Annotated in this window: 19 protein-coding genes; 4 read left to right on the top strand and 15 right to left on the bottom strand. The window is 64.2% G+C overall.

Annotated features, from left to right (window positions below; all coding sequences use genetic code 11):
* Nucleotides 1-15 precede the first annotated feature (15 nt).
* The 4 genes from UB31_RS14290 to UB31_RS14275 form a co-directional block, all read right to left on the bottom strand.
* Nucleotides 16-738, bottom strand: a complete 723-nt coding sequence (locus UB31_RS14290) for an SDR family NAD(P)-dependent oxidoreductase (protein ID WP_045004080.1) — start codon at nt 736-738, stop codon at nt 16-18.
* The gene (locus UB31_RS14285; RefSeq protein ID WP_045011268.1) at nt 731-2,113 is read right to left on the bottom strand and encodes a class I adenylate-forming enzyme family protein; all 1,383 of its coding nucleotides are present in this window, start codon (nt 2,111-2,113) and stop codon (nt 731-733) included. Before UB31_RS14285 ends, UB31_RS14290 begins: the two co-directional genes overlap by 8 nt.
* The gene (locus UB31_RS14280; protein ID WP_015688794.1) at nt 2,100-2,345 is read right to left on the bottom strand and encodes an acyl carrier protein; all 246 of its coding nucleotides are present in this window, start codon (nt 2,343-2,345) and stop codon (nt 2,100-2,102) included. The genes UB31_RS14285 and UB31_RS14280 overlap by 14 nt, the downstream gene beginning before the upstream one ends.
* Before the next feature lie 144 nt (nt 2,346-2,489).
* On the bottom strand, nt 2,490-4,304 hold the full coding sequence (locus UB31_RS14275; protein ID WP_045011267.1) for a long-chain-acyl-CoA synthetase: 1,815 nt from the start codon (nt 4,302-4,304) through the stop codon (nt 2,490-2,492).
* Between the two features lie 225 nt (nt 4,305-4,529).
* Here UB31_RS14275 and UB31_RS14270 point away from each other — a divergent pair, with 225 nt between their 5' ends.
* Nucleotides 4,530-5,510, top strand: coding sequence for a Bug family tripartite tricarboxylate transporter substrate binding protein (locus tag UB31_RS14270; protein ID WP_045011266.1), 981 nt, complete (start codon nt 4,530-4,532; stop codon nt 5,508-5,510).
* A 24-nt stretch (nt 5,511-5,534) separates the two neighbouring features.
* Here the strand turns inward: UB31_RS14270 and UB31_RS14265 are convergent, their stop codons facing one another.
* Entirely contained in the window at nt 5,535-5,945 is a 411-nt protein-coding gene (locus UB31_RS14265) for a MarR family winged helix-turn-helix transcriptional regulator (RefSeq protein ID WP_045011433.1), read from the bottom strand.
* A gap of 169 nt (nt 5,946-6,114) precedes the next feature.
* Here UB31_RS14265 and UB31_RS14260 point away from each other — a divergent pair, with 169 nt between their 5' ends.
* Complete coding sequence (locus tag UB31_RS14260; protein WP_045011265.1) at nt 6,115-7,290, top strand: FAD-dependent oxidoreductase; 1,176 nt, start codon at nt 6,115-6,117, stop codon at nt 7,288-7,290.
* Here UB31_RS14260 and UB31_RS14255 read toward each other — a convergent pair.
* The 6 genes from UB31_RS14255 to UB31_RS14230 all read right to left on the bottom strand — a co-directional run bounded on the left by UB31_RS14255 (nt 7,287) and on the right by UB31_RS14230 (nt 12,193).
* On the bottom strand, nt 7,287-7,556 hold the full coding sequence (locus tag UB31_RS14255; RefSeq protein ID WP_045011264.1) for a DUF3551 domain-containing protein: 270 nt from the start codon (nt 7,554-7,556) through the stop codon (nt 7,287-7,289). The genes UB31_RS14260 and UB31_RS14255 overlap by 4 nt on opposite strands.
* 32 nt (nt 7,557-7,588) lie before the next feature.
* Nucleotides 7,589-7,864, bottom strand: coding sequence for a DUF3551 domain-containing protein (locus UB31_RS14250; protein ID WP_045011263.1), 276 nt, complete (start codon nt 7,862-7,864; stop codon nt 7,589-7,591).
* 127 nt (nt 7,865-7,991) lie between these two features.
* Nucleotides 7,992-9,869: a molecular chaperone HtpG gene (gene htpG, locus UB31_RS14245; RefSeq protein WP_045011262.1), complete on the bottom strand. Its 1,878-nt coding sequence runs from the start codon at nt 9,867-9,869 to the stop codon at nt 7,992-7,994.
* 143 nt (nt 9,870-10,012) lie between these two features.
* Nucleotides 10,013-10,414 (bottom strand): hypothetical protein, encoded by a 402-nt coding sequence (locus UB31_RS14240; protein ID WP_045004088.1) that lies wholly within the window; start codon nt 10,412-10,414, stop codon nt 10,013-10,015.
* Between the two features lie 251 nt (nt 10,415-10,665).
* The gene (locus UB31_RS14235; RefSeq protein WP_045011261.1) at nt 10,666-11,256 is read right to left on the bottom strand and encodes a nuclear transport factor 2 family protein; all 591 of its coding nucleotides are present in this window, start codon (nt 11,254-11,256) and stop codon (nt 10,666-10,668) included.
* 130 nt (nt 11,257-11,386) lie between these two features.
* Nucleotides 11,387-12,193 (bottom strand): response regulator, encoded by an 807-nt coding sequence (locus tag UB31_RS14230; protein ID WP_045004092.1) that lies wholly within the window; start codon nt 12,191-12,193, stop codon nt 11,387-11,389.
* 221 nt (nt 12,194-12,414) lie between these two features.
* Here UB31_RS14230 and UB31_RS14225 point away from each other — a divergent pair, with 221 nt between their 5' ends.
* Nucleotides 12,415-12,648, top strand: coding sequence for a NepR family anti-sigma factor (locus tag UB31_RS14225; RefSeq protein WP_045011260.1), 234 nt, complete (start codon nt 12,415-12,417; stop codon nt 12,646-12,648).
* Nucleotides 12,648-13,196, top strand: a complete 549-nt coding sequence (locus UB31_RS14220; protein ID WP_082078523.1) for a sigma-70 family RNA polymerase sigma factor — start codon at nt 12,648-12,650, stop codon at nt 13,194-13,196. The genes UB31_RS14225 and UB31_RS14220 overlap by 1 nt, the downstream gene beginning before the upstream one ends.
* A 78-nt stretch (nt 13,197-13,274) precedes the next feature.
* Here the strand turns inward: UB31_RS14220 and UB31_RS14215 are convergent, their stop codons facing one another.
* The 4 genes from UB31_RS14215 to UB31_RS14200 form a co-directional block, all read right to left on the bottom strand.
* Nucleotides 13,275-13,973, bottom strand: coding sequence for a nitroreductase (locus UB31_RS14215; protein ID WP_045011259.1), 699 nt, complete (start codon nt 13,971-13,973; stop codon nt 13,275-13,277).
* 133 nt (nt 13,974-14,106) lie between these two features.
* Nucleotides 14,107-15,351 carry an acyl-CoA dehydrogenase gene (locus UB31_RS14210; protein WP_045011258.1) on the bottom strand — a complete coding sequence of 415 codons (1,245 nt, stop codon included), beginning with the start codon at nt 15,349-15,351 and terminating at the stop codon, nt 14,107-14,109.
* 9 nt (nt 15,352-15,360) lie between these two features.
* Entirely contained in the window at nt 15,361-16,605 is a 1,245-nt protein-coding gene (locus UB31_RS14205) for an acyl-CoA dehydrogenase (RefSeq protein ID WP_045011257.1), read from the bottom strand.
* Between the two features lie 15 nt (nt 16,606-16,620).
* Nucleotides 16,621-17,748, bottom strand: a complete 1,128-nt coding sequence (locus UB31_RS14200) for an acyl-CoA dehydrogenase family protein (protein ID WP_045011256.1) — start codon at nt 17,746-17,748, stop codon at nt 16,621-16,623.
* Nucleotides 17,749-17,752: the final 4 nt, after the last annotated feature.

Genomic DNA, 17,752 nt, shown 5'->3' with positions numbered 1-17,752 from the left:
CGGAGGGGTTCCGCCTTACGCCGTGTTGCCCGCGTCGATCGTGAACACCGTGCCGGTCACATTGCGCCCGCCCTCGCCGAGCAGATATTCCACCATGCGCGCGACGTCGTCGGTCTCCGGCAGTCGGCGCAACGCGCTGCGGCCGGCGATGCGCTTGCGAGCCTCGTCGGACAGATTGTGCGTGAGCTCGGTGTCGATGAAACCAGGCGCGATCGCATTCACGGTGATGCCGAGCTTGCCGACCTCGCGCGCGAGCGAGCGCGTGAAGCCGGTGGCGGCGGCCTTGGTCGCGCCGTAGACGGACAGGCCGTTATAGCCCGTCGTCGCGATGATCGAGGAGATGTTGATGATGCGACCGGCACCATCCGCCATCATCTGACGCGCGACATATTTGGTGAGAATGATCGGCGACAGCACGTTGAGCTGCACCAGCGCCTCGATCTCGGAATTGTGCATGGTGGCGAGCAGGCCTTCGGTGCCGAGGCCGGCATTATTAACGAGGCCGTAGATCGCACCGAATTCGTCGCGCACGAGTTTTGCGTAGGCTGGGATCGCGTCGATCACGGCGAGGTCGCAGGCGCGGAAATGCAGGCGGCCTTCGGACTCACCGATCGCAGCGCGGAGCTCTTCGCTCTCGCGGCGCGCGGCGGCGATCACGTTGTAGCCGGCGCCAACCAGGCGCTTGCCGATCGCGAGCCCAATGCCGCGGCTGCCGCCGGTGACGAGAACATTATGCATCGGTGCGCGCCAGTTTTCCGGCCGGGGTGACGTCGAGCGCCTCGACGAAGCGGATCACCGCCGGCACCTTGTGGGAGGCGAGCTGCGCGCGGCACTGATCCAGGATCTGATCGCGGATCTCCTTGGCTCGCGCTGGGTCGGTACCGTCGGCGAGGATCACGTCGGCGACGACGATGCCACCGGTGATCGGGCTCTTCCGCGATTTGGCCCGCGACATCCGCACGTCGGGATGACGGTTGATCGCGGCCTCGATCTCCTCGGGATGAACCTTCAGCCCGCCGATATTGATGATGCCGCCGCGGCGGCCGACGAAATGATAGCGGTCGCCGCGCAGCTCGACCATGTCGCCGCTGTCGACGAAGCCGTCACCGTCGGTGAGCGCAGTCGCGTCGCGGCCGATATAGGCATGCGCGGTACGGTTGGAGCGGATGCGGAGCGAACCGTCGACGACCTTCATCTCCACGCCGTTGCGATTGCCGAGATAGTTTTCCGGAAAGCCTTCCAGCCCGTCATTGACGGCGAATCCGACGCCCGCCTCGGTCGAGGCATAGGCATGACCGACGGAGGCGTTCGGAAACGCAGCCTTCAGACCATCGAGCACGGCCTGGTCAGCGATCTCGCCGGAGAGACGGACGTAACCCGGCGCGAATTTCGCCGCCGAACCGCTCATCAGGAGCTTGCGCCAGTGCGAGGGCGTGCCGGAGATGTGCGAGACACCGCGCGCGTTCAGCCGTGCGACATGATCGGCGAGCACTTCATGCGGGTCCGACAGCACCATCGAACCGCCCGAGAGAATGGCACGGAGGAATATCTGGAGGCCGCCATAGCGGCGGATGTCATAGAACGTCGCCCATACCGGCGCGGGCCCGCGCGCGGGGCCTTCGGCGACGATCGCGCCGGTCAGCGCTTCCAGCGTATGGCCGGCAATTTTCGGCACGCCCGAGGTGCCCGAGGTCAGCATCAGCCATTCGGTGGCACGCTCGGTCTGCACGGGAGCGGTTGAGACCAGTGGCAATTGTGCGGTGACGACCAGCGACACGCCGGTCTCGGCCCAGCGATCGGGCTCGTCGGTGACGACAGCATCGATCCCGGCGTCCGCGATCAGCGCGTCCAGATGCGCGGGATTGAGATCCGGCGGACATAGCAGCATGCGGCGGGCAATACCGTCGAGCTCGATCATGGCAAGGCCCGACCGGAGCTGGTCCGACAGCTTCAGCAATACGGCGCGGCCGGACAGCTCGCGCAGGCGGCCACCCAGGACCGTCTGCGCCAGGATGTCGGTCAGCGACATGACATCGTGCGCATCCGACAGGGTGCGGCCCGTCAGCTCCGCGCCGAGATGGTCACGAAGCGCAAAGATTTCACGCGGGGACATTTTCGTAGGCCCGCACGAAATCGCCCACGGTGGCGGGGAACGCTGCGTCCTCGGAAATGGTGAAGGGGTCGACGCCGGTCTCGTCCTCGAGGCGCGCAACCAGGATCGCGAAGGCGAGCGAGTCGAAGCCCGTCTCGTGCAGCGACAGATCGTCCGAGAGTGCGGGAAGCGTGACGTGCTGCTCTTTGGCGATCTGCTGGATCGCTTCAATAACCTTAGACCTTACCGACATGGCTGGCTCGCTTCTGTTATCGATCGTTCGTGTTACGGCGGCTCTTGATGACCGCCTCCCATGGCCGCTTGTTTACCGGACAGAAGTAAATGGCTTCTTGGACAATTCAGATAAAATTGGACCTATCTCCGGATTTTGCCGCGGTTACAGCCGGATCGTGCCGTCAATAATCTCCAGATACGCCTCTGAATCGAGCGCAACATAGGCGCCGGACTTCGGCTCAGCCATGAACAGCGGATCGCTTGTCGCGGCCGGATCAAACCCCTCGCGCGCGAGTTCCCCCTTCTTCTGCTTGAAGGTCTCGGTGGCATCGAGCTCGCGGGAGATACGGATGAAGACCGGGCGAGCATAGGCCGGCAGGCGCTGTGCCAGATGCGCGGGCAGTGCTGCGATATCAAAACCCTCGTTCACCACGATCGCGCTCATGCCGGCGCGGCCGTCGGTGCCGGGGATGCTGACGCCGTAGTTGGTGGCGTCGATCACGCCGGTGAAGTCGCGCACAGCATCGTTGACCTCGGAGGTCGCGACATTCTCGCCCTTCCAGCGAAAAGTATCACCGATGCGATCGACGAAATGGAAAAAGCCCTTGTCGTCGAGCCGCATCAGATCGCCGGTGCGGAACCAGGCATCGCCCTTGGCGAAGACGTCGCGCAGGACTTTCTTCTCGGTTTCACCGGCATCGGTGTAGCCCTCGAAACGGCCACCGCCCTGGTCGGCGGTGCCGATACGGCCGATGGCTTCGCCCGCCTCGCCACGCGCACAGGCGATGCAAAAGCCTTCCGCATTGCGCAGCGGCGCACCGCTGTCGGGATCGAGGCTCACGAGACTTGCAGGGAAGCGATGCGCGAGCAGCGGCGGAATGCGGCCGATCGCACCCGGCTGGCCCTCGACATTGAACAGCGAGAAATTGCCTTCGGTCGCGGCATAGAATTCGAGGATGCGGGGAATGGCAAAGCGCCCCTGGAAATCTTCCCAGATGTCGCCGCGCAGGCCGTTGCCGCAGGCGAGCCGCAGGCGGTGGCGGTTCTCGTATTCCGACGGCGGTGCCTTCAATAAATAGCGGCAGAGCTCGCCGATATACTGGAACAGGGTGCAGTCGTGCCGCACGATGTCAGACCAGAAATTCGAGGTCGAGAATTTTTCGGCGATCACCACCGAACCACCGGCCGCGAGCATGCTGCATGGCGCGACGATGCCGCCAACCGAATGGAACAGCGGCAGGCAGTCATAGAGCCGGTCCTGCGGCGAAGCGCCGGTGAGGCCGGCGAACCAAAAACCCCAATTGAGGATGCGGCGGTGGCTGATGCTGGCGGCCTTCGGCAGGCCTGTGGTGCCGGACGTATAGATCAGCAGCGCGCGGTCATCGATCGTGACATCGCCATGCTCGTCCGGCGAGAGCGGACCATCGTCGAGCGCGGCGAGTGCGACATCAATCGCGCGCTCGCTGCGGGCATCGCCGTGGGTCCAGACCTTTGCTTCCGTCGCGAGATGCGGCGTTGCGCTCTCGAGCATCTCCGTCAGCTCATGCGCGACAATGATATGCGAAGGCTTTGCGACATCGATACAATGGGCGAGCGATTGCCCCACGAGTTTCGTATTGATCAGCGCGACCACGCCGCCGACGCGGCTGATGCCGAGCCATGCCGCGACATAATCGATGCCGTTCGGCATGACCAGGCCGACGGTGTCGCCCTTGGCAACGCCGACCGAGCGCGCCCAGCGCGCATAGCGGTTGATGCGCTTCGACAGACCGTCATAGTCGAGACTTGCGTCGTCCATGACCAGCGCGACGCGGTCGGGCTGGCGCCGCGCCCAATCGTCGACGACGTCGGCAAACAACCGGCCCGGCAGCGTCTCGATCCGCGCCGTGAGCTCGATCGCCTTCAGCCAAATCTTTGAAGCCGATGGCGCGCGCGCGGCTCTGGGTTGCTCGATGACGCCGGTGGTCATGCCGTTCATTCTTTCGGGCGGTATCTGCTGGTTCCCGCAAGCTTAGCCCCCGCGCCCTGCCCAGATGTTAAGAGACAAGGTAAAACTCGGTTAGCTCTCGATTAACTGCGATCATCCTTTACCAAGCCGACGGGAACAGCATGCGGCTTGGCGCGATTCTTGCGATAGCAAATCCAGTCATTCGGGCGCGCTTCACGTGTCCCTCTCCCCGCGAGAGATGAACTGGAGGCCACAATGATCACCAAGCGACGTTTCCTTCAGACCACAGCCTGCGCCGCAGCCGCGCTCGGCGCGCCGCGTGCCTTTGCGGTGAGCAACCCGTCCTATCCGTCGCGCAGCGTGAAGTGGGTGGTGCCCTATGCGCCGGGCGGCGCCACCGACGTGCTGTCGCGACTGATCTGCCAGCGCCTGTCCGACCGGCTCGGCCAGACCTTCATTGTCGAGAACAAGCCGGGCGCCGGCAGCAATATCGGCACGCAGGCTGTGATCACATCGGCACCCGACGGCTACACGCTGCTGCTGACATCGACCGCGAATGCCATCAATGCCTCGTTCGATCCGGCGCTGCCTTATGATTTCGCCAAGGGCATCGCACCGGTCGCCGGCGTCGCGCGCATCCCGTTGGTGCTGGTCGTCAACAACGACCTACCGGTGAAGAGCGTCGCCGATTTCATCGCCTACGCCAAGGCCAATCCCGGCAAGATGTCGATCGCCTCCTCGGGCATCGGCACCTCGCTGCATCTCTCCGGCGAGCTGTTCAAGTCGATGGCCGGCGTGCAGTTCACCCACGTACCCTATCGCGGCTCGGCGCCGGGATTGACCGATGTGATGAGCGGCCAGATCCAGGGCATGTTCGACAACGTCACCTCGTCCTTCGAGCTGGTACGCGCCGGCAAGCTGCGCGCGCTCGGCGTCACCACGCGCGAGCGGTCGGAGATCTTGCCTGACGTACCGCCGATCGCAGAGACGCTCACCGGCTACGAGACTTCATCATTCTACGGCGTCGGCGCCCCGCGCGACACACCGCGCGAGATCGTCGACCTGCTCAATCGCGAGATCGACACGGGGCTCTCCGACACCGAGATCAGGGCCCGCATCGCGGAGCTCGGCGCGATCCCGCTGCACGGCAATGCCAACGAATTCGGCGGCATGCTGACTGCGGAAACAGATCGCTGGCGCAAGGTGGTGGAGCTGTCGGGGATCAAGAAGGAGTAGCGGCGGGCATCGCCATGGCAGCTGCTATTCGGCAATCTCCCTGATAACCCCGCGGTCCAGATTGCGGTTAAGACGCCGCAAGAGATCGCACAGCGTCGCGATTTCCGCTTCGCTGAAACCCTCGACCAGTTCGGCACGGCCGGCATGCAGCGCCTCGCGCAACGCCGGCGCCTTCGTCAGCGCTTTCTTTGTCAGCGAGATCAGGCTGCTGCGGCCGTCCTTGGGATCAGGCACGCGGCGGATCAGGCCATCGCGCTCCATGCGCGCAAGCGTCTGCGCCATCGAGGGCTGCTCGATCCGCGCCAGCCGGGCCAGGTCCCGCTGCGACATCGCACCGCCGTCGCGCAGCAAATAGAAGACCGGAAGCTGGCCGGCGCTGGCACCGAATGGCTTCAGGCGGCGCTCGGCGAGGCGCATCAGTCCACGCGACGCCATGTTGATGAGCGGCGCCGGCGTGTTGAACAATTCCCATTCATGGTCAGGTACGGCGCCCGGCTCGTCAGCCGCCACTGCGGCCGCGGCCCCCTTCTTCAAATCCACCATTGCATAGGCACCTATATTTAATATATAGGGACCTATGTAATTGATTCTGAGGAGTCCGTCCATGGTCCCGCGTCCCCGTATCGCCATCATCGGCGCAGGTCCCGGCGGCCTGACGCTCGCCCGCATCCTCCATTGCGCCGGCATTGCCGCCTCCGTCTTCGAAAAGGAGGCGCATGCGCTGGAGCGGCCGCAGGGCGGTACGCTCGACCTGCACGCTGAAGATGGCCAGCTCGCGCTGAAGCGCGCCGGTCTCGAGGCGGAATTTCGCCGCATCGCCCGCTACGAGGATCAAGGCAGCCGGCTCTATGACAAGCATGGCACGCTGCTGTTCGCCGACGACGACGCGACCGATTCCGACCGGCCCGAGGTCGATCGCACCGCGCTCAGGGAGATTTTGCTCGCATCCCTGCCGGGCGGTGCTGTCCGCTGGGGTCACGCTCTGCGCGAGGTACGTCCTGCAAGCGACGGCACGTTCACACTCCAGTTCGAGACCACGACTGAGGGGCCATTCGACCTCGTGGTCGGAGCCGATGGCACCTGGTCGCGCGTGCGTTCGCTGGTGTCGGCTTACGAACCGCAATACACGGGCATCACTTTCATCGAATTTGGCATCGATGATGCGGACACGAACCACCCCGCGCTCGCCGCGCTGGTCGGGCGCGGCAAGCTCGGAGCGGAGGGCGACGGGCGCGGCATGATCGTGCAGCGGAATGCCAACGCCCATCTCCGCGGCTACGCCATATTCCGCGTCCCAGCAGACTGGGCTGCGAGAACATTCGATTTCACGTCACCATATGCGGTCCGCACGCGGCTCATCGCCGAGTTTGAGGGATGGGCGCCGGACCTGCTCGACATCATTCGCGCCAGCAACGACTCGCTGGCCGCGCGCTCGATCCATGCGCTGCCGGTCGGCCATCATTGGCCAAATCGGACCGGGCTGACGCTGCTCGGCGACGCCGCGCATGTCATGTCGCCCTTCGGTGGTGACGGCGTCAACATGGCGATGCTCGATGGCGCAGAGCTCGGCCGGCTTCTCATCGAGCACGACGACTGGCGCGTGGGGGTCAGCAGCTACGAGCGCGACATGTTCGTGCGCGTGACGGGTCCTGCCACCCACGCCGCCGAGGCGGTCGCGACTGAGCTCTCACATCTCGGGCCGGAGCTGTCCTTGCAACATATGCAGGGCTACCTCGCCGCGCGCGCTGCTGGCGCCGCGGCCACAAATGGCCTTGGCTAACCGCTTCTCTTGTGATGCCAGCGCGGCGGCGGTGCATTCACGGGATAATAGGGATTGAGATCGCAGCTCGCGGCGCGGCCTGCGGCCGTGGCGTGACACTGCGGCAGCGATGTGAAGGAGCAGTCATACCACTCGCCACCGCCGCCGCTCGCGCCGGAATAGACGTGCATGCAGACGGGATAACGGGGATCGAAAGTCTGCGCATGTGACGGCGCCGCCGCGAGCAATGCACCGACGGTCACGATCAGGCCGAATGAGTGGCGCATGAAAATATCCCTGCGCGCGACATCACGGATCGCTAGTGCACCTTCTTGTGGTGCCGGCGCGGCGGCGGCGGTTCGTTGAAGGCGTAGTAGGGATTAACGTCGCAGCTTGCAGAGCGGCCCGATGCCGAGGCCTGGCACTGCGGCAGCGAGGTGAAGGAGCAATCGAAATAGTCGCCGCCACCGCCGAAGCCGCCGGGCCCGAAGATATGCATGCACACCGGATAGCGCGGATCATAGGTTTGGGCACCGGCCGGCGCGGCAACGAATAGCGTGGCAATCGCGGTGAGGGTCAGGATCGGCAAACGCATGGAGACATCCTCGAATCGGTGGCGCCGGCGGCTCTGATGCCGACGGCTTCCTTTGGCATAACACCAGGGCGGAGGCGACTGTTCCTGGAGACGGATGACGGCAAGGTGAGTGCATTGCACCGCGGCGCTAGCCGCCGAGCCCCGCCAGCACCAGCCGGTTCAGCCTTGACGCAAAGGCAGCCGGATCTTCCGGCAACTCGCCATCCAGAATCTGCGCCTGTTCGAGCAGGAGCAGGCTGAGGTCGTCGACCGTCTTCGAGCCGGCCTGCGCCTTGGTGATCGCGGTGACCAGCGGGTGGCGCAAATTGATCTCCAAGATCGGCTTGGTGCGCATGCCGCGGTTCTGCTGCGCCAGGATGCGCTCGAGCTCGCGGCTCGGGCCCTGGCTGTCGGCGACGAGGCAGGAAGCGGAGCTGGTGAGGCGGGTCGACGCCTTGACGTCGCTGACGCGCTCGCCGAGCGCGGCCTTGATCACGGCAATCGTCGCGGCCTCGTCCGCCTCCGGCTCGTCCTTCTTCGCGCCGTCGGTCTCGTCGACGCGCGGGATCAGGTCGAGATTGAGATCGCCCTGGCTCAGCGACTTCAGCGGCTTGCCTTCGAAATCCGTCGGCATCGAGGTCCAGAACGCGTCGACGGGATCGGACAGCAGCAGCACTTCGATGCCGCGCGCAGTGGCGGCCTCCAGCCGCGGACTGGACTTCAGCCGCTCGATGCTGTCGCCGACGAGATAATAGATCTCGGTCTGGTTCGGCTTGAAATCGGCGATGACGTCCTTGAGTGACCGCTTCTCGCCCGTCGTGGTGGTGAAGCGCGACAAAGCGAGCAGCTTTTCGCGGCGCTCGAAATCCTCGTAGATACCTTCCTTCAGCACTGCGCCGAAGGCATCCCAGATCTTGGCAAAATTCTCCGCGTCCTTCTCGGCGAGGCTTTCGAGCTCGTTGACGACGCGGGTTGCCACGGCTTTGCGGATCTGCGCGAGCTGCGGATTGTTCTGGAGCATCTCGCGCGAGATGTTGAGCGGGAGATCCTCGCTGTCGACCACGCCGCGGATGAAGCGCAGATAGCCCGGCAACAGATCGGCATCATCGGTGATGAAGACGCGCCGGACATAGAGCTTGACGCGGCCCTTGCGCGAGGGCTCGAACAGGTCGAACGGTTTTGTCGACGGCGCGAACAGCAGCACGGCGTAGGAGTAGCGGCCCTCGGCACGGTAGTGCAGCGTCATCGCGGGATCGTCGAAGGCGGACGCAATCTGCTGATAGGCCTTCTTGTAGTCCTCCGCCGTGAGGTCGGATTTCGAGCGCTGCCACAGCGCACTCGCCGAATTGATCTGGCGCGGCTCGCCCTCTTCCGGCACGAGCTCGATGGGAAAGAGGATGTTGTCGGAATAGGCGCCGACGACGCGCTCGATCTCGTAGGTCTCCAGATATTTCTTGGCGTCGTCCTTCAGGTGCAGGACAATCTCGGTGCCGCGGGCCACGCGCGCCGCTTCCTCATCGCTCGCGCGCGCGATCTCGAAGCCGGAGCCGCCTTGGGAGCTCCAGGTCCAGACGTCGCTCTCGCCAGCGCGACGGCTGACCACGACGATCTTCTCGGCGACCATGAAGGCGGAATAGAAGCCGACGCCGAACTGGCCGATCAGGCCGAGGCCGTCCTTGGCCTCCTTCAGCTTCGACACAAACGCCTTGGTGCCGGAGCGGGCGATGGTGCCGAGATGGTCGATCAGCTCCTGCCGCTCCATGCCGATGCCGTTGTCGGCGATCGTGAGCGTCGTGGCCGTCTTGTTCGGGATGATGCGGATCTTGAGCGCGTCGCCCTCGCCCAGCAGGGCCGGATTGGCGATCGCCTCGTAGCGCAATTTGTCGCAGGCGTCCGAGGCGTTGGAGATAAGCTCGCGCAGGAAGATGTCGGTCTCCGAATAGACGGAGTGCACCATCAGGTGCAGCAGTTCGGAAACTTCGGCCTGGAAGGGCTGCGTATGGGCAGCCGTATCTGACGTCGTCATGCGTTTACCCGGTCAAAACGAAAGGGAGGAACCCGGGATATAACGCGATGGGATGGGGGATCAAGAGGATGTGAAGCACCGTCTGCTCCCCGCTTGCGGGAGAAGCGGTCTCACTTGGCTCCGACTTGGCTCCGAAATGCGGATCAGGTCACGCAACGGCCGGGCTGGAGCAGCTTTGCGACCTCGGTCAGGGAGCTGACCATCGGCTCGCAGGCAATCGTCGGCTTGTTGCGACCCTGCTTCTGCTGGTTCTGAAGGGCGATCGGGGGCTTGGCGTTGCCAGTTTCGATGACCGCGGGGACCCGCAGCAGCACTGACGTCGCGGCGAGATCGTTCAGCCGCATCGACACGGTCCGGGTCGGAACCGCCGCCTGCTTGAAGTCGGCGAGCCGATCGGCCTTGCCGGAACGATTGACGACATGGCCAGGCTTGTCGGGAACCGCCTGCCAGCGGTCGGAAAGATCATGGCCAAAGGCCAGCTGCACTGCGCCAAGCGTTGCGGCAACCGCGACGGCACCCAAAAATGCTTTGTGAATCTGTGACATGACTGTCGACCCCTCGCCCCATTGGCGATTGCGGGAACAACGCATGCAGAGGACCGGGAGTTCTCAAGAGTTAAGATCACTTAACCGTGTGCGAAAAAGATCGCATGCCCCGCAAAAAATTTGCAACCACCGGGAACGACTCCCGCGTCCAGGAGTCATTCCGACAGCCGGCTATTCCCCCCTGCCCCATAAGCCGGCGACGTAGGGCGCGACTGTGGTGATGCCAGTCGCGCCTTACTTTTGTCTGGGGTTCACTTCGCCAGCCACTCCCGCCCCTCGCCATAGAGCTTCTCGACCTCAGGCCCGGTCAGGCCCGGCATGTCGCGCTTGACCTTGTAGCCGATCAATTCCTGGATGTAGGCGAGGTGCCGGTAGCCCTCGGGCAACGCGGCCAGCGCTTTCTGATCGAGGCGGAGTGTCGCGGCGGGATCGACGGGATCGATCCGGTCCTTCTCGTAGATCGGCTGGCGGCGGACGATGCCCCACGCGCCTAGCCGCTTCTCCAGAAAATCGTAGAAGCGTCCGGTGCAGACGACGTCGCAGAGCACGTCCTGCACAGGCGCGCGCTGCGAGATGGTCATCTTGGTCTGGGCGATGGCGCGATCGCCGGAAAGATCGATGCTGGTGCCACCGAGGAAATGCAGGATGCGCACGCCCTTGGCAAAGCCCTCCTGGCTGACGCGGATGAAATCCCGCGCCGGCCCCTGAAACCAGGTGGCAGACATCCAGCCTTCCTCGTGCCAGACGGTCGCAAACCGCTCCCAGTCGCCGGCATCGCGCCAGACCACCCAGTTCTCGACGAGGTCGCGGATGGCGAGACGGTCGAGGAGTTGCTGGTCCATGGGCATGTCTCCAATTGAGGCGATGCACGAGGTATGAGCGGCGAATTCGATGGCCGTCAAGCTTGGCAATGGCCAAGAAAAATCCGGCGTGCCTTGCAGCACGCCGGATCAAATCACCATCAGTCAAATGCTACGCCGCGGGTGCTTTGGGGGTGCGGTTGCGCGAGTTACGCTGGAAGAACAGCGCCTGGCTCGCCACCGCCGACACCATTGCGGGCTGGAACGGCTTTGAGATCAGGAAGGCCGGCTCCGGGCGTTCGCCGGTGAGGAAGCGCTCCGGATAGGCGGTGATGAACACCACCGGCACCTCGAAGGTGCGCAGCAGCTCGTTGACGGCGTCCAGGCCCGACGAGCCGTCGGCGAGCTGGATGTCGGCGAGGATCAGGCCGGGCCGCCTGTTCTTGGCGAGCGCCACCGCATCGGCGTGGGTGCGCGCGACGCCGACGACGTTGTGGCCGAGATTCTTCACCAGGCTTTCGAGGTCCATGGCGATGAAGGTCTCGTCCTCGATGATCAACACGTCGGTGGCGATCTCGGCCGCCATCTCGCGGCCGGCCGTGTCTGCAAACCGACGCGTCTCGGCGACGTCGGTGCCGAGGATGTAGCCGACTTCCTCTTCCGAAAATCCCTCGAGCGAAAGCAGCAGGAACGCCTGCCGCGGCAGCGGCGTGATGTTCGACAACCGCCGCTCGGGCGGCATCGGCAAGGTCGCCACTTCGGCATCGTCGTTGACGGAGACCGAATTCCAGATCTGGGTGAACAATCGAAACAGGCCGGCCCGCGGTCCATGGCTCTCATCGAGCACGGAGGGATCTCCAAGCATCGCTTCCAACATGGCTGCGACATAGGCGTCACCGGAGGCCTGGTTGCCCGTCAGGGCGCGCGCATACCGGCGCAACAACGGCAAGTGCTCAGCAACAAGCTGCGAACGGGACATCCCCACTCCATTCATTTCGGGCCAAACTTTAAAAATCAGGAACTGCGAGGGGAGGCCCGGGTTCCCCTACTGGAGCTGAATACGCGTCAGGATAAGAAAAGTTCCCCCGACCCGGGAACTTTTTGTCGAACCTGGAATTGAACTCATCCAGGGAACGGCTCCCGGTTGAGAAAACTTCTCGATTTTGCAGTCACTTAACTCGGGAAAACGTGGAACAGGTCATGAAAGATCTCAAGTCTCAAGCCAGCAAAAGCACGACCCCCGGCAAGGGAGGGCTAACTCCGGAGATCCAATCCCGGATCGGCCATCAGCTCCGCGCCATGTACGACGATGTCGTGCGGCAGGGGGTTCCAGACCGGTTCGCGGAACTTATCAAGAAGCTGGATGCGCCGGGAGGCGGATCTCAGAGCGAGAATGGGGCTGGGGGCTCCAACGACAACAATGGGAGGGATTAATGCCTCTCACGAACTCCTTGCGTGACGACATCCTGGCGTCCGTGCCGAGTCTGCGCGCGTTCGCCATCTCACTGAGCGGCAATGCCGACCGTGCCGACGATCTGGTGCAGGAGACGCTGCTGCGCGCGCTCGCCAACATCGACTCGTTCCAGCCCGGCTCCAACCTGCCGGCGTGGCTGTTCACGATCCTGCGCAACCTGTTCCGCTCCGACTATCGCAAGCGGCGGCGCGAGGTCGAGGATGCCGAGGGCAACTACGCCAAGACGCTGAAGACGCAGCCCTCGCAGAACGCCCATCTCGAGTTCGAAGAGTTTCGCGTCGCGCTCGAGAAGCTTCCGCAGGACCAGCGCGAAGCCTTGATCCTGGTTGGCGCCTCCGGCTTCTCCTATGAGGACGCGGCCTCGATCTGCGGCTGTGCGGTCGGCACCATCAAGAGCCGCGTCAATCGCGCCCGCTCCAAGCTCGCCGCGCTGCTCTATGTCGACGGCGCCGAGGATTTCGGGCCCGACGAGACCGTGCGCGCCGTGATCGGCGGCAGCGGCGGATAGCGACAGGCCGTCATCGGACCCAGACGACAGCTGTGAAGGCGGCCGTTTACGCGGCCGTCTTCGCACGTTTTGCCGACCTCACTCCTCGACGAACGTCACCGTGTCGGCGACGCTCGCGCGCGAGGTGCGGTAGCTGTTGACCTTGTGGGCGTTGTCGGCATAGCCGAACGAGATGCCGCAGACGACGCGGCGATCGTCGGGCAGATTGAAGTGGCGGCGGATCAGGCCGGAGTGACGCGCGAGTGCTGCCTGCGGAATGGTGCCGAGCCCGAGCGCCTGCGCGGCCAGCATGAAATTCGAGACATAGGCGCCGCAATCGATCGCACCGTAGATGCCGAGCGGCTCGTTGGTGTGAATGATCGCCACGTGCGGGGCGCCGAAGAAATTGTAGTTCTCCAGCGCCTGTTTTGCGTAGGCGCTTCTGTCGCCGCGAGCGATGCCGAGCGTGTTGTAGAGCTGAAAGCCGCTCTCGCGACGGCGCTCGAGATAGGCGCCGAGATATTCGCGCGGCGGGGTGAAATCATAATCGTCGCCGAGCCCGCTAGAGGCCTCCTTGTAGATCAGCTTGCGGAAGCGCTCCTTGGCCTCGCCGCTGGCGATGACGATTTGCCAGGGCTGGCTGTTGCACCATGACGCTGTGCGCTGCGCGGTGGTCAGTACATGCTCGATGGTCGCGCGATCGACCTGCTGCGGCAGGAAGGCGCGTACGGAGTAGCGCTCGTTGAGGAGTTCTTCGAGCACGCCGATGCGGTTATTCTGACTCACTGATGCGTCCATGAACTAGCTCGCTCTTCGTAGGGTGGGCAAAGGCGCATAGCGCCGTGCCCACCAATAAACGTGCCCCGGAGCATCTGCATGTGGTGGGCACGCTTCGCTTTGCCCACCCTACAAGCTGCAGCGAGGCGCGGCATCACCGCCCCTTCGTCGGAATCTTGTTATACGGCACATCCTTGTCGACACGAATATCGCCGGGCAGACCCAGCACGCGTTCGGCGATGATGTTGCGCAAGATCTCATCGGTGCCGCCGGCGATGCGCATCGAGGGCGAGGACAACAGCATCTGCTGGAACTGGCCCTGCGCCGTCTCCTCGTCCGTGCCGGTGAGAACACCGGCCGCGCCCTGGAGGTCCATGGCGTAGGTCGCGATGTCCTGGAGCATCATGCCCGACACCAGCTTGCCGATCGAGTTTTCCGGACCCGGCCGCTCGCCCTTGGATAGCGACGAGATCGCGCGGTAGCTGGTGTATTTCAGCCCGCTCGACTTCACCGCCCAGCTCGCAAGCTTCGAGCGCACGGCCGGATCGTCGATCGCGAGCCCGTCCTCCAGCATCAAATTGGAGCAGAACTCGAACATTTCAGGGACACCGGTCGCGAGCCGCGAGCCGATCGACATGCGCTCGTTCATCAGCGTCGTCAGCGAGACGCTCCAGCCCTCGCCGACGGCGCCGAGACGCTGGCTGTCGGGGATCACGACGTCGGTGAAATAGACCTCGTTGAACTCCTGCATGCCGTTGGCCTGTTTGATCGGCCGCACCTCGACGCCCGGACTCTTCATGTCCAGGAAGAACATGGTGAGGCCCTTGTGCTTGGGCACATTCGGATCGGTGCGCGCGATCAGGAGGCCGAAGTCGGAATAATGCGCGCCCGAGGTCCAGATCTTCTGGCCGTTGACGACCCAGCTGTCGCCCTTCTTCTCCGCGCGCGTTCGGAGCCCTGCGACGTCAGAGCCGGCGGACGGTTCGGAGAAGAGCTGGCACCAGATCTCTTCACCCGAAGCAAGCTTCGGCAAATGACGACGCTTGGCGTCTTCGCTGCCCCAGGCCATCACGGTCGGGCCGCACATGCCCTCGCCGATCTGGAACGGCTGCGTCAGCTTGCCGTAGACGCCCTCCTCCTGCTGCCAGATCACGCGCTCGATTGGCGTGGCGCCACGGCCGCCATATTCCTTCGGCCAGTGCAGGCAGGCCCAGCCGCCTTCCGCCTTCTTCTTCTGCCAGGCCTTGCCGACGTCGACGATGTCGTGCTTGGCGAGCCGGATCCGACCCAGCGAAGATTTTGACAGCTCTTGCTCGAATTCCTTCGGCGCGTTGGAGGCAACCCATTTGCGCGCGGTCTCGCGGAATGCGGCTTCCTGCGGCGTATCGTCGAAATTCATGGCGGACCTCTACCCTCTTCCCTTCGTCGGGATCTTGTTGAACGGCACGTCCTTGTCGACACGGATATCGCCGGGCAGGCCCAAGACTCGCTCGGCAATGATGTTGCGCATGATCTCGTCGGTGCCGCCCTCGACGCGGGTGCCCGGCGCACGCAGCAGCATCGCCTGGAAACGGCCGGCGAGCTCGGCATCCTCGCCGCTAATCACGCCGGCGGCGCCCTGCAAATCCAGCGCGTAGGTCGCGACGTCCTGGATCATCGAGCCCGCGACAAGCTTGCCGATGGAGTTTTCCGGACCCGGCCGCTCGCCCTTCGACAGTGACGAGATCGCGCGCATGCTGGTGTATTTGAGCCCGCTCGCCTTCACCGCCCAGTTTGCCAGCTTCGAGCGGACTGCACGGTCTTCGATCGCCGGGCCATCATCGAGCATCAGGCTCGAGCAATACTCGAACAGCTCAGGGAAGCCGGTCGAGACGGCAGCGCCGATCGCGCTGCGCTCGTTCATCAGCGTGGTCAGCGAGACGTTCCAGCCGTCACCGACCTCGCCGAGACGCTGGTGGTCGGGGATGCGAACATTGGTGAAATAGACCTCGTTGAAGTCGGAGGCGCCGCTCGCCTGCTTGATCGGCCGCACCTCGACGCCCGAGCTCTTCATGTCCAGGAAGAACATGGTGAGGCCCTTGTGCTTGGGCACGGTGGGATCGGTGCGGGTCAGAAGGATGCCATAGTCGGAATAATGCGCACCCGACGTCCAGATCTTCTGGCCGTTGATCACCCAGTCGTCGCCGTCCTTTTCCGCGCGCGTGCGCAGGCCCGCAACGTCGGAGCCGCCGGCCGGCTCGGAGAACAGCTGGCACCAGACCTTTTCGCCTGATGCGAGCGGCGGCAGGTAGGTCCGCTTATGCTCTTCGCGCGCGAACGCCATCATGGTCGGCCCGCACATGCCGTGGCCGATGATGAACATGCGCGACAGTTGGCCGAACGGCCCCTCTTCCTGCTGCCAGATCACACGCTCGATCGGCGATGAGCCGCGGCCGCCGTAATCCTTGGGCCAATGCAGGCAGGCCCACCCGGCGTCAGCCTTCTTCTTCTGCCAGGCCTTTGCCACGTCGAGGATATTGGCGTTCTTGAGCTGGGTGCGGCCGAGCGAGGATTTGCGCAGCTCCTCCTCATATTGTTTCGGCGCGTTCGCCGCAATCCAGGCGCGGGCGACGCTGCGGAATTCGGCTTCCTGCGGGGTGTCGTCAAAGTTCATGACGTGATCCTTCGCTTACGCCGCGTTCTTCTTGCGCATGCGGTCGATCAACTGGTCTTCCCAATAGGACAGGCTGCCGAGCCCGAGCGCCATGGCGTTGGCGCGGCGATAGTACATGTGGCAGTCGAACTCCCAGGTGAAACCCATGCCGCCGTGAACCTGGATGTTGTTCTTGGCGCAGTGCTGGAACGCCTGCGTCGCGCTGATGCGCGCGGCGGCTGCCGCTTCCGGCAACTCGGACGCGTTGGTCGAGAGCGCCCAGGCGCCGTAATAGCTGTTGGAGCGCGCCAGCGTCGCCGACACGTACATGTCCGCGAGCATGTGCTTCACCGCCTGGAACGAGCCGATCTGGCGGCCGAAGGCGATGCGATCGAGCGCGTAGTCGCGGCCTATCTCCAGGGCGCGATCGGAGCCGCCGACCTGCTCGAAGGCGCACAGCACCGCGGCGCGGTCGAGCACTTGAGTCAGGATGCTCCAGCCTTCACCGGCAGCACCCAGTGGCTCCGCCTTGCAATCCTTGAACGTGATCTCGGCCTGGCCACGGGTCGGATCGAGATTGGTGAGGTTTTTGACCTCTACCCCACCAGCCCTGAGATCGACCAGGAACAGCGAGATGTCGCTGTCACGGCCGCCCGATCCAGTGCGCGCGGCAACGACCGCGAAATTGGCAATCGCGCCATCCGCGACCGGCTTCTTGACGCCGTTAAGTACACCGCCAGCCGCCGCAAGCTTGACGTTCTTCGGCGATGGATTGCCCTTGCCCTCGAACAGCGCCAGCGTGCCGATCGCCTCACCCGACGCAATCGCCGGCAGCCATTTCTTCTTCTGCGCGTCGCTGCCGGCGAGCAGCAGTGCTTCGGCGGCAAGATAGACGGTCGAGGAGAACGGCACCGGCGCGTTCGCCCGGCCCATCTCCTCCGCGATCACGCAAAGCTCGAGATGACCGGCGCCAGCGCCGCCGAACTCCTCGGGGATCGCGACGCCGAGAAAACCCATCTCAGCGAGGCCCTTCCACAACTCCTTGTCATAGAGCGCCTTGCCGTCGAGGACGACGCGCACCGCCTTGGGCGAACATTTTTCGGTGAGGAATTTGCGCGCCTGGTCACGGAGCTGTTTCTGGTCGTCGGAGAAATCGAAGTTCATGGCG

Origin of the sequence: Bradyrhizobium sp. LTSP849 (assembly GCF_000938255.1) — a bacterium.
Classification (GTDB): Bacteria; Pseudomonadota; Alphaproteobacteria; order Rhizobiales; family Xanthobacteraceae; genus Bradyrhizobium.
This window is presented reverse-complemented; position numbering and strand designations above follow the sequence as displayed.

Excerpts from the sequence above, each read along its gene's own strand:
- UB31_RS14260 (WP_045011265.1), top strand. The coding sequence starts at position 6,115 with ATGGTCCCGCGTCCCCGTATCGCCATCATCGGCGCAGGTCCCGGCGGC.
- UB31_RS14210 (WP_045011258.1), bottom strand. The coding sequence starts at position 15,351 with ATGAATTTCGACGATACGCCGCAGGAAGCCGCATTCCGCGAGACCGCG.
- UB31_RS14240 (WP_045004088.1), bottom strand. The coding sequence starts at position 10,414 with ATGTCACAGATTCACAAAGCATTTTTGGGTGCCGTCGCGGTTGCCGCA.
- UB31_RS14205 (WP_045011257.1), bottom strand. The coding sequence starts at position 16,605 with ATGAACTTTGACGACACCCCGCAGGAAGCCGAATTCCGCAGCGTCGCC.
- htpG (WP_045011262.1), bottom strand. The coding sequence starts at position 9,869 with ATGACGACGTCAGATACGGCTGCCCATACGCAGCCCTTCCAGGCCGAA.
- UB31_RS14220 (WP_082078523.1), top strand. The coding sequence starts at position 12,648 with ATGCCTCTCACGAACTCCTTGCGTGACGACATCCTGGCGTCCGTGCCG.
- UB31_RS14275 (WP_045011267.1), bottom strand. The coding sequence starts at position 4,304 with ATGAACGGCATGACCACCGGCGTCATCGAGCAACCCAGAGCCGCGCGC.
- UB31_RS14230 (WP_045004092.1), bottom strand. The coding sequence starts at position 12,193 with ATGTCCCGTTCGCAGCTTGTTGCTGAGCACTTGCCGTTGTTGCGCCGG.
- UB31_RS14265 (WP_045011433.1), bottom strand. The coding sequence starts at position 5,945 with ATGGCGTCGCGTGGACTGATGCGCCTCGCCGAGCGCCGCCTGAAGCCA.
- UB31_RS14255 (WP_045011264.1), bottom strand. The coding sequence starts at position 7,556 with ATGCGCCACTCATTCGGCCTGATCGTGACCGTCGGTGCATTGCTCGCG.
- UB31_RS14225 (WP_045011260.1), top strand. The coding sequence starts at position 12,415 with ATGAAAGATCTCAAGTCTCAAGCCAGCAAAAGCACGACCCCCGGCAAG.
- UB31_RS14235 (WP_045011261.1), bottom strand. The coding sequence starts at position 11,256 with ATGGACCAGCAACTCCTCGACCGTCTCGCCATCCGCGACCTCGTCGAG.
- UB31_RS14280 (WP_015688794.1), bottom strand. The coding sequence starts at position 2,345 with ATGTCGGTAAGGTCTAAGGTTATTGAAGCGATCCAGCAGATCGCCAAA.
- UB31_RS14215 (WP_045011259.1), bottom strand. The coding sequence starts at position 13,973 with ATGGACGCATCAGTGAGTCAGAATAACCGCATCGGCGTGCTCGAAGAA.
- UB31_RS14285 (WP_045011268.1), bottom strand. The coding sequence starts at position 2,113 with ATGTCCCCGCGTGAAATCTTTGCGCTTCGTGACCATCTCGGCGCGGAG.
- UB31_RS14290 (WP_045004080.1), bottom strand. The coding sequence starts at position 738 with ATGCATAATGTTCTCGTCACCGGCGGCAGCCGCGGCATTGGGCTCGCG.
- UB31_RS14270 (WP_045011266.1), top strand. The coding sequence starts at position 4,530 with ATGATCACCAAGCGACGTTTCCTTCAGACCACAGCCTGCGCCGCAGCC.
- UB31_RS14250 (WP_045011263.1), bottom strand. The coding sequence starts at position 7,864 with ATGCGTTTGCCGATCCTGACCCTCACCGCGATTGCCACGCTATTCGTT.
- UB31_RS14200 (WP_045011256.1), bottom strand. The coding sequence starts at position 17,748 with ATGAACTTCGATTTCTCCGACGACCAGAAACAGCTCCGTGACCAGGCG.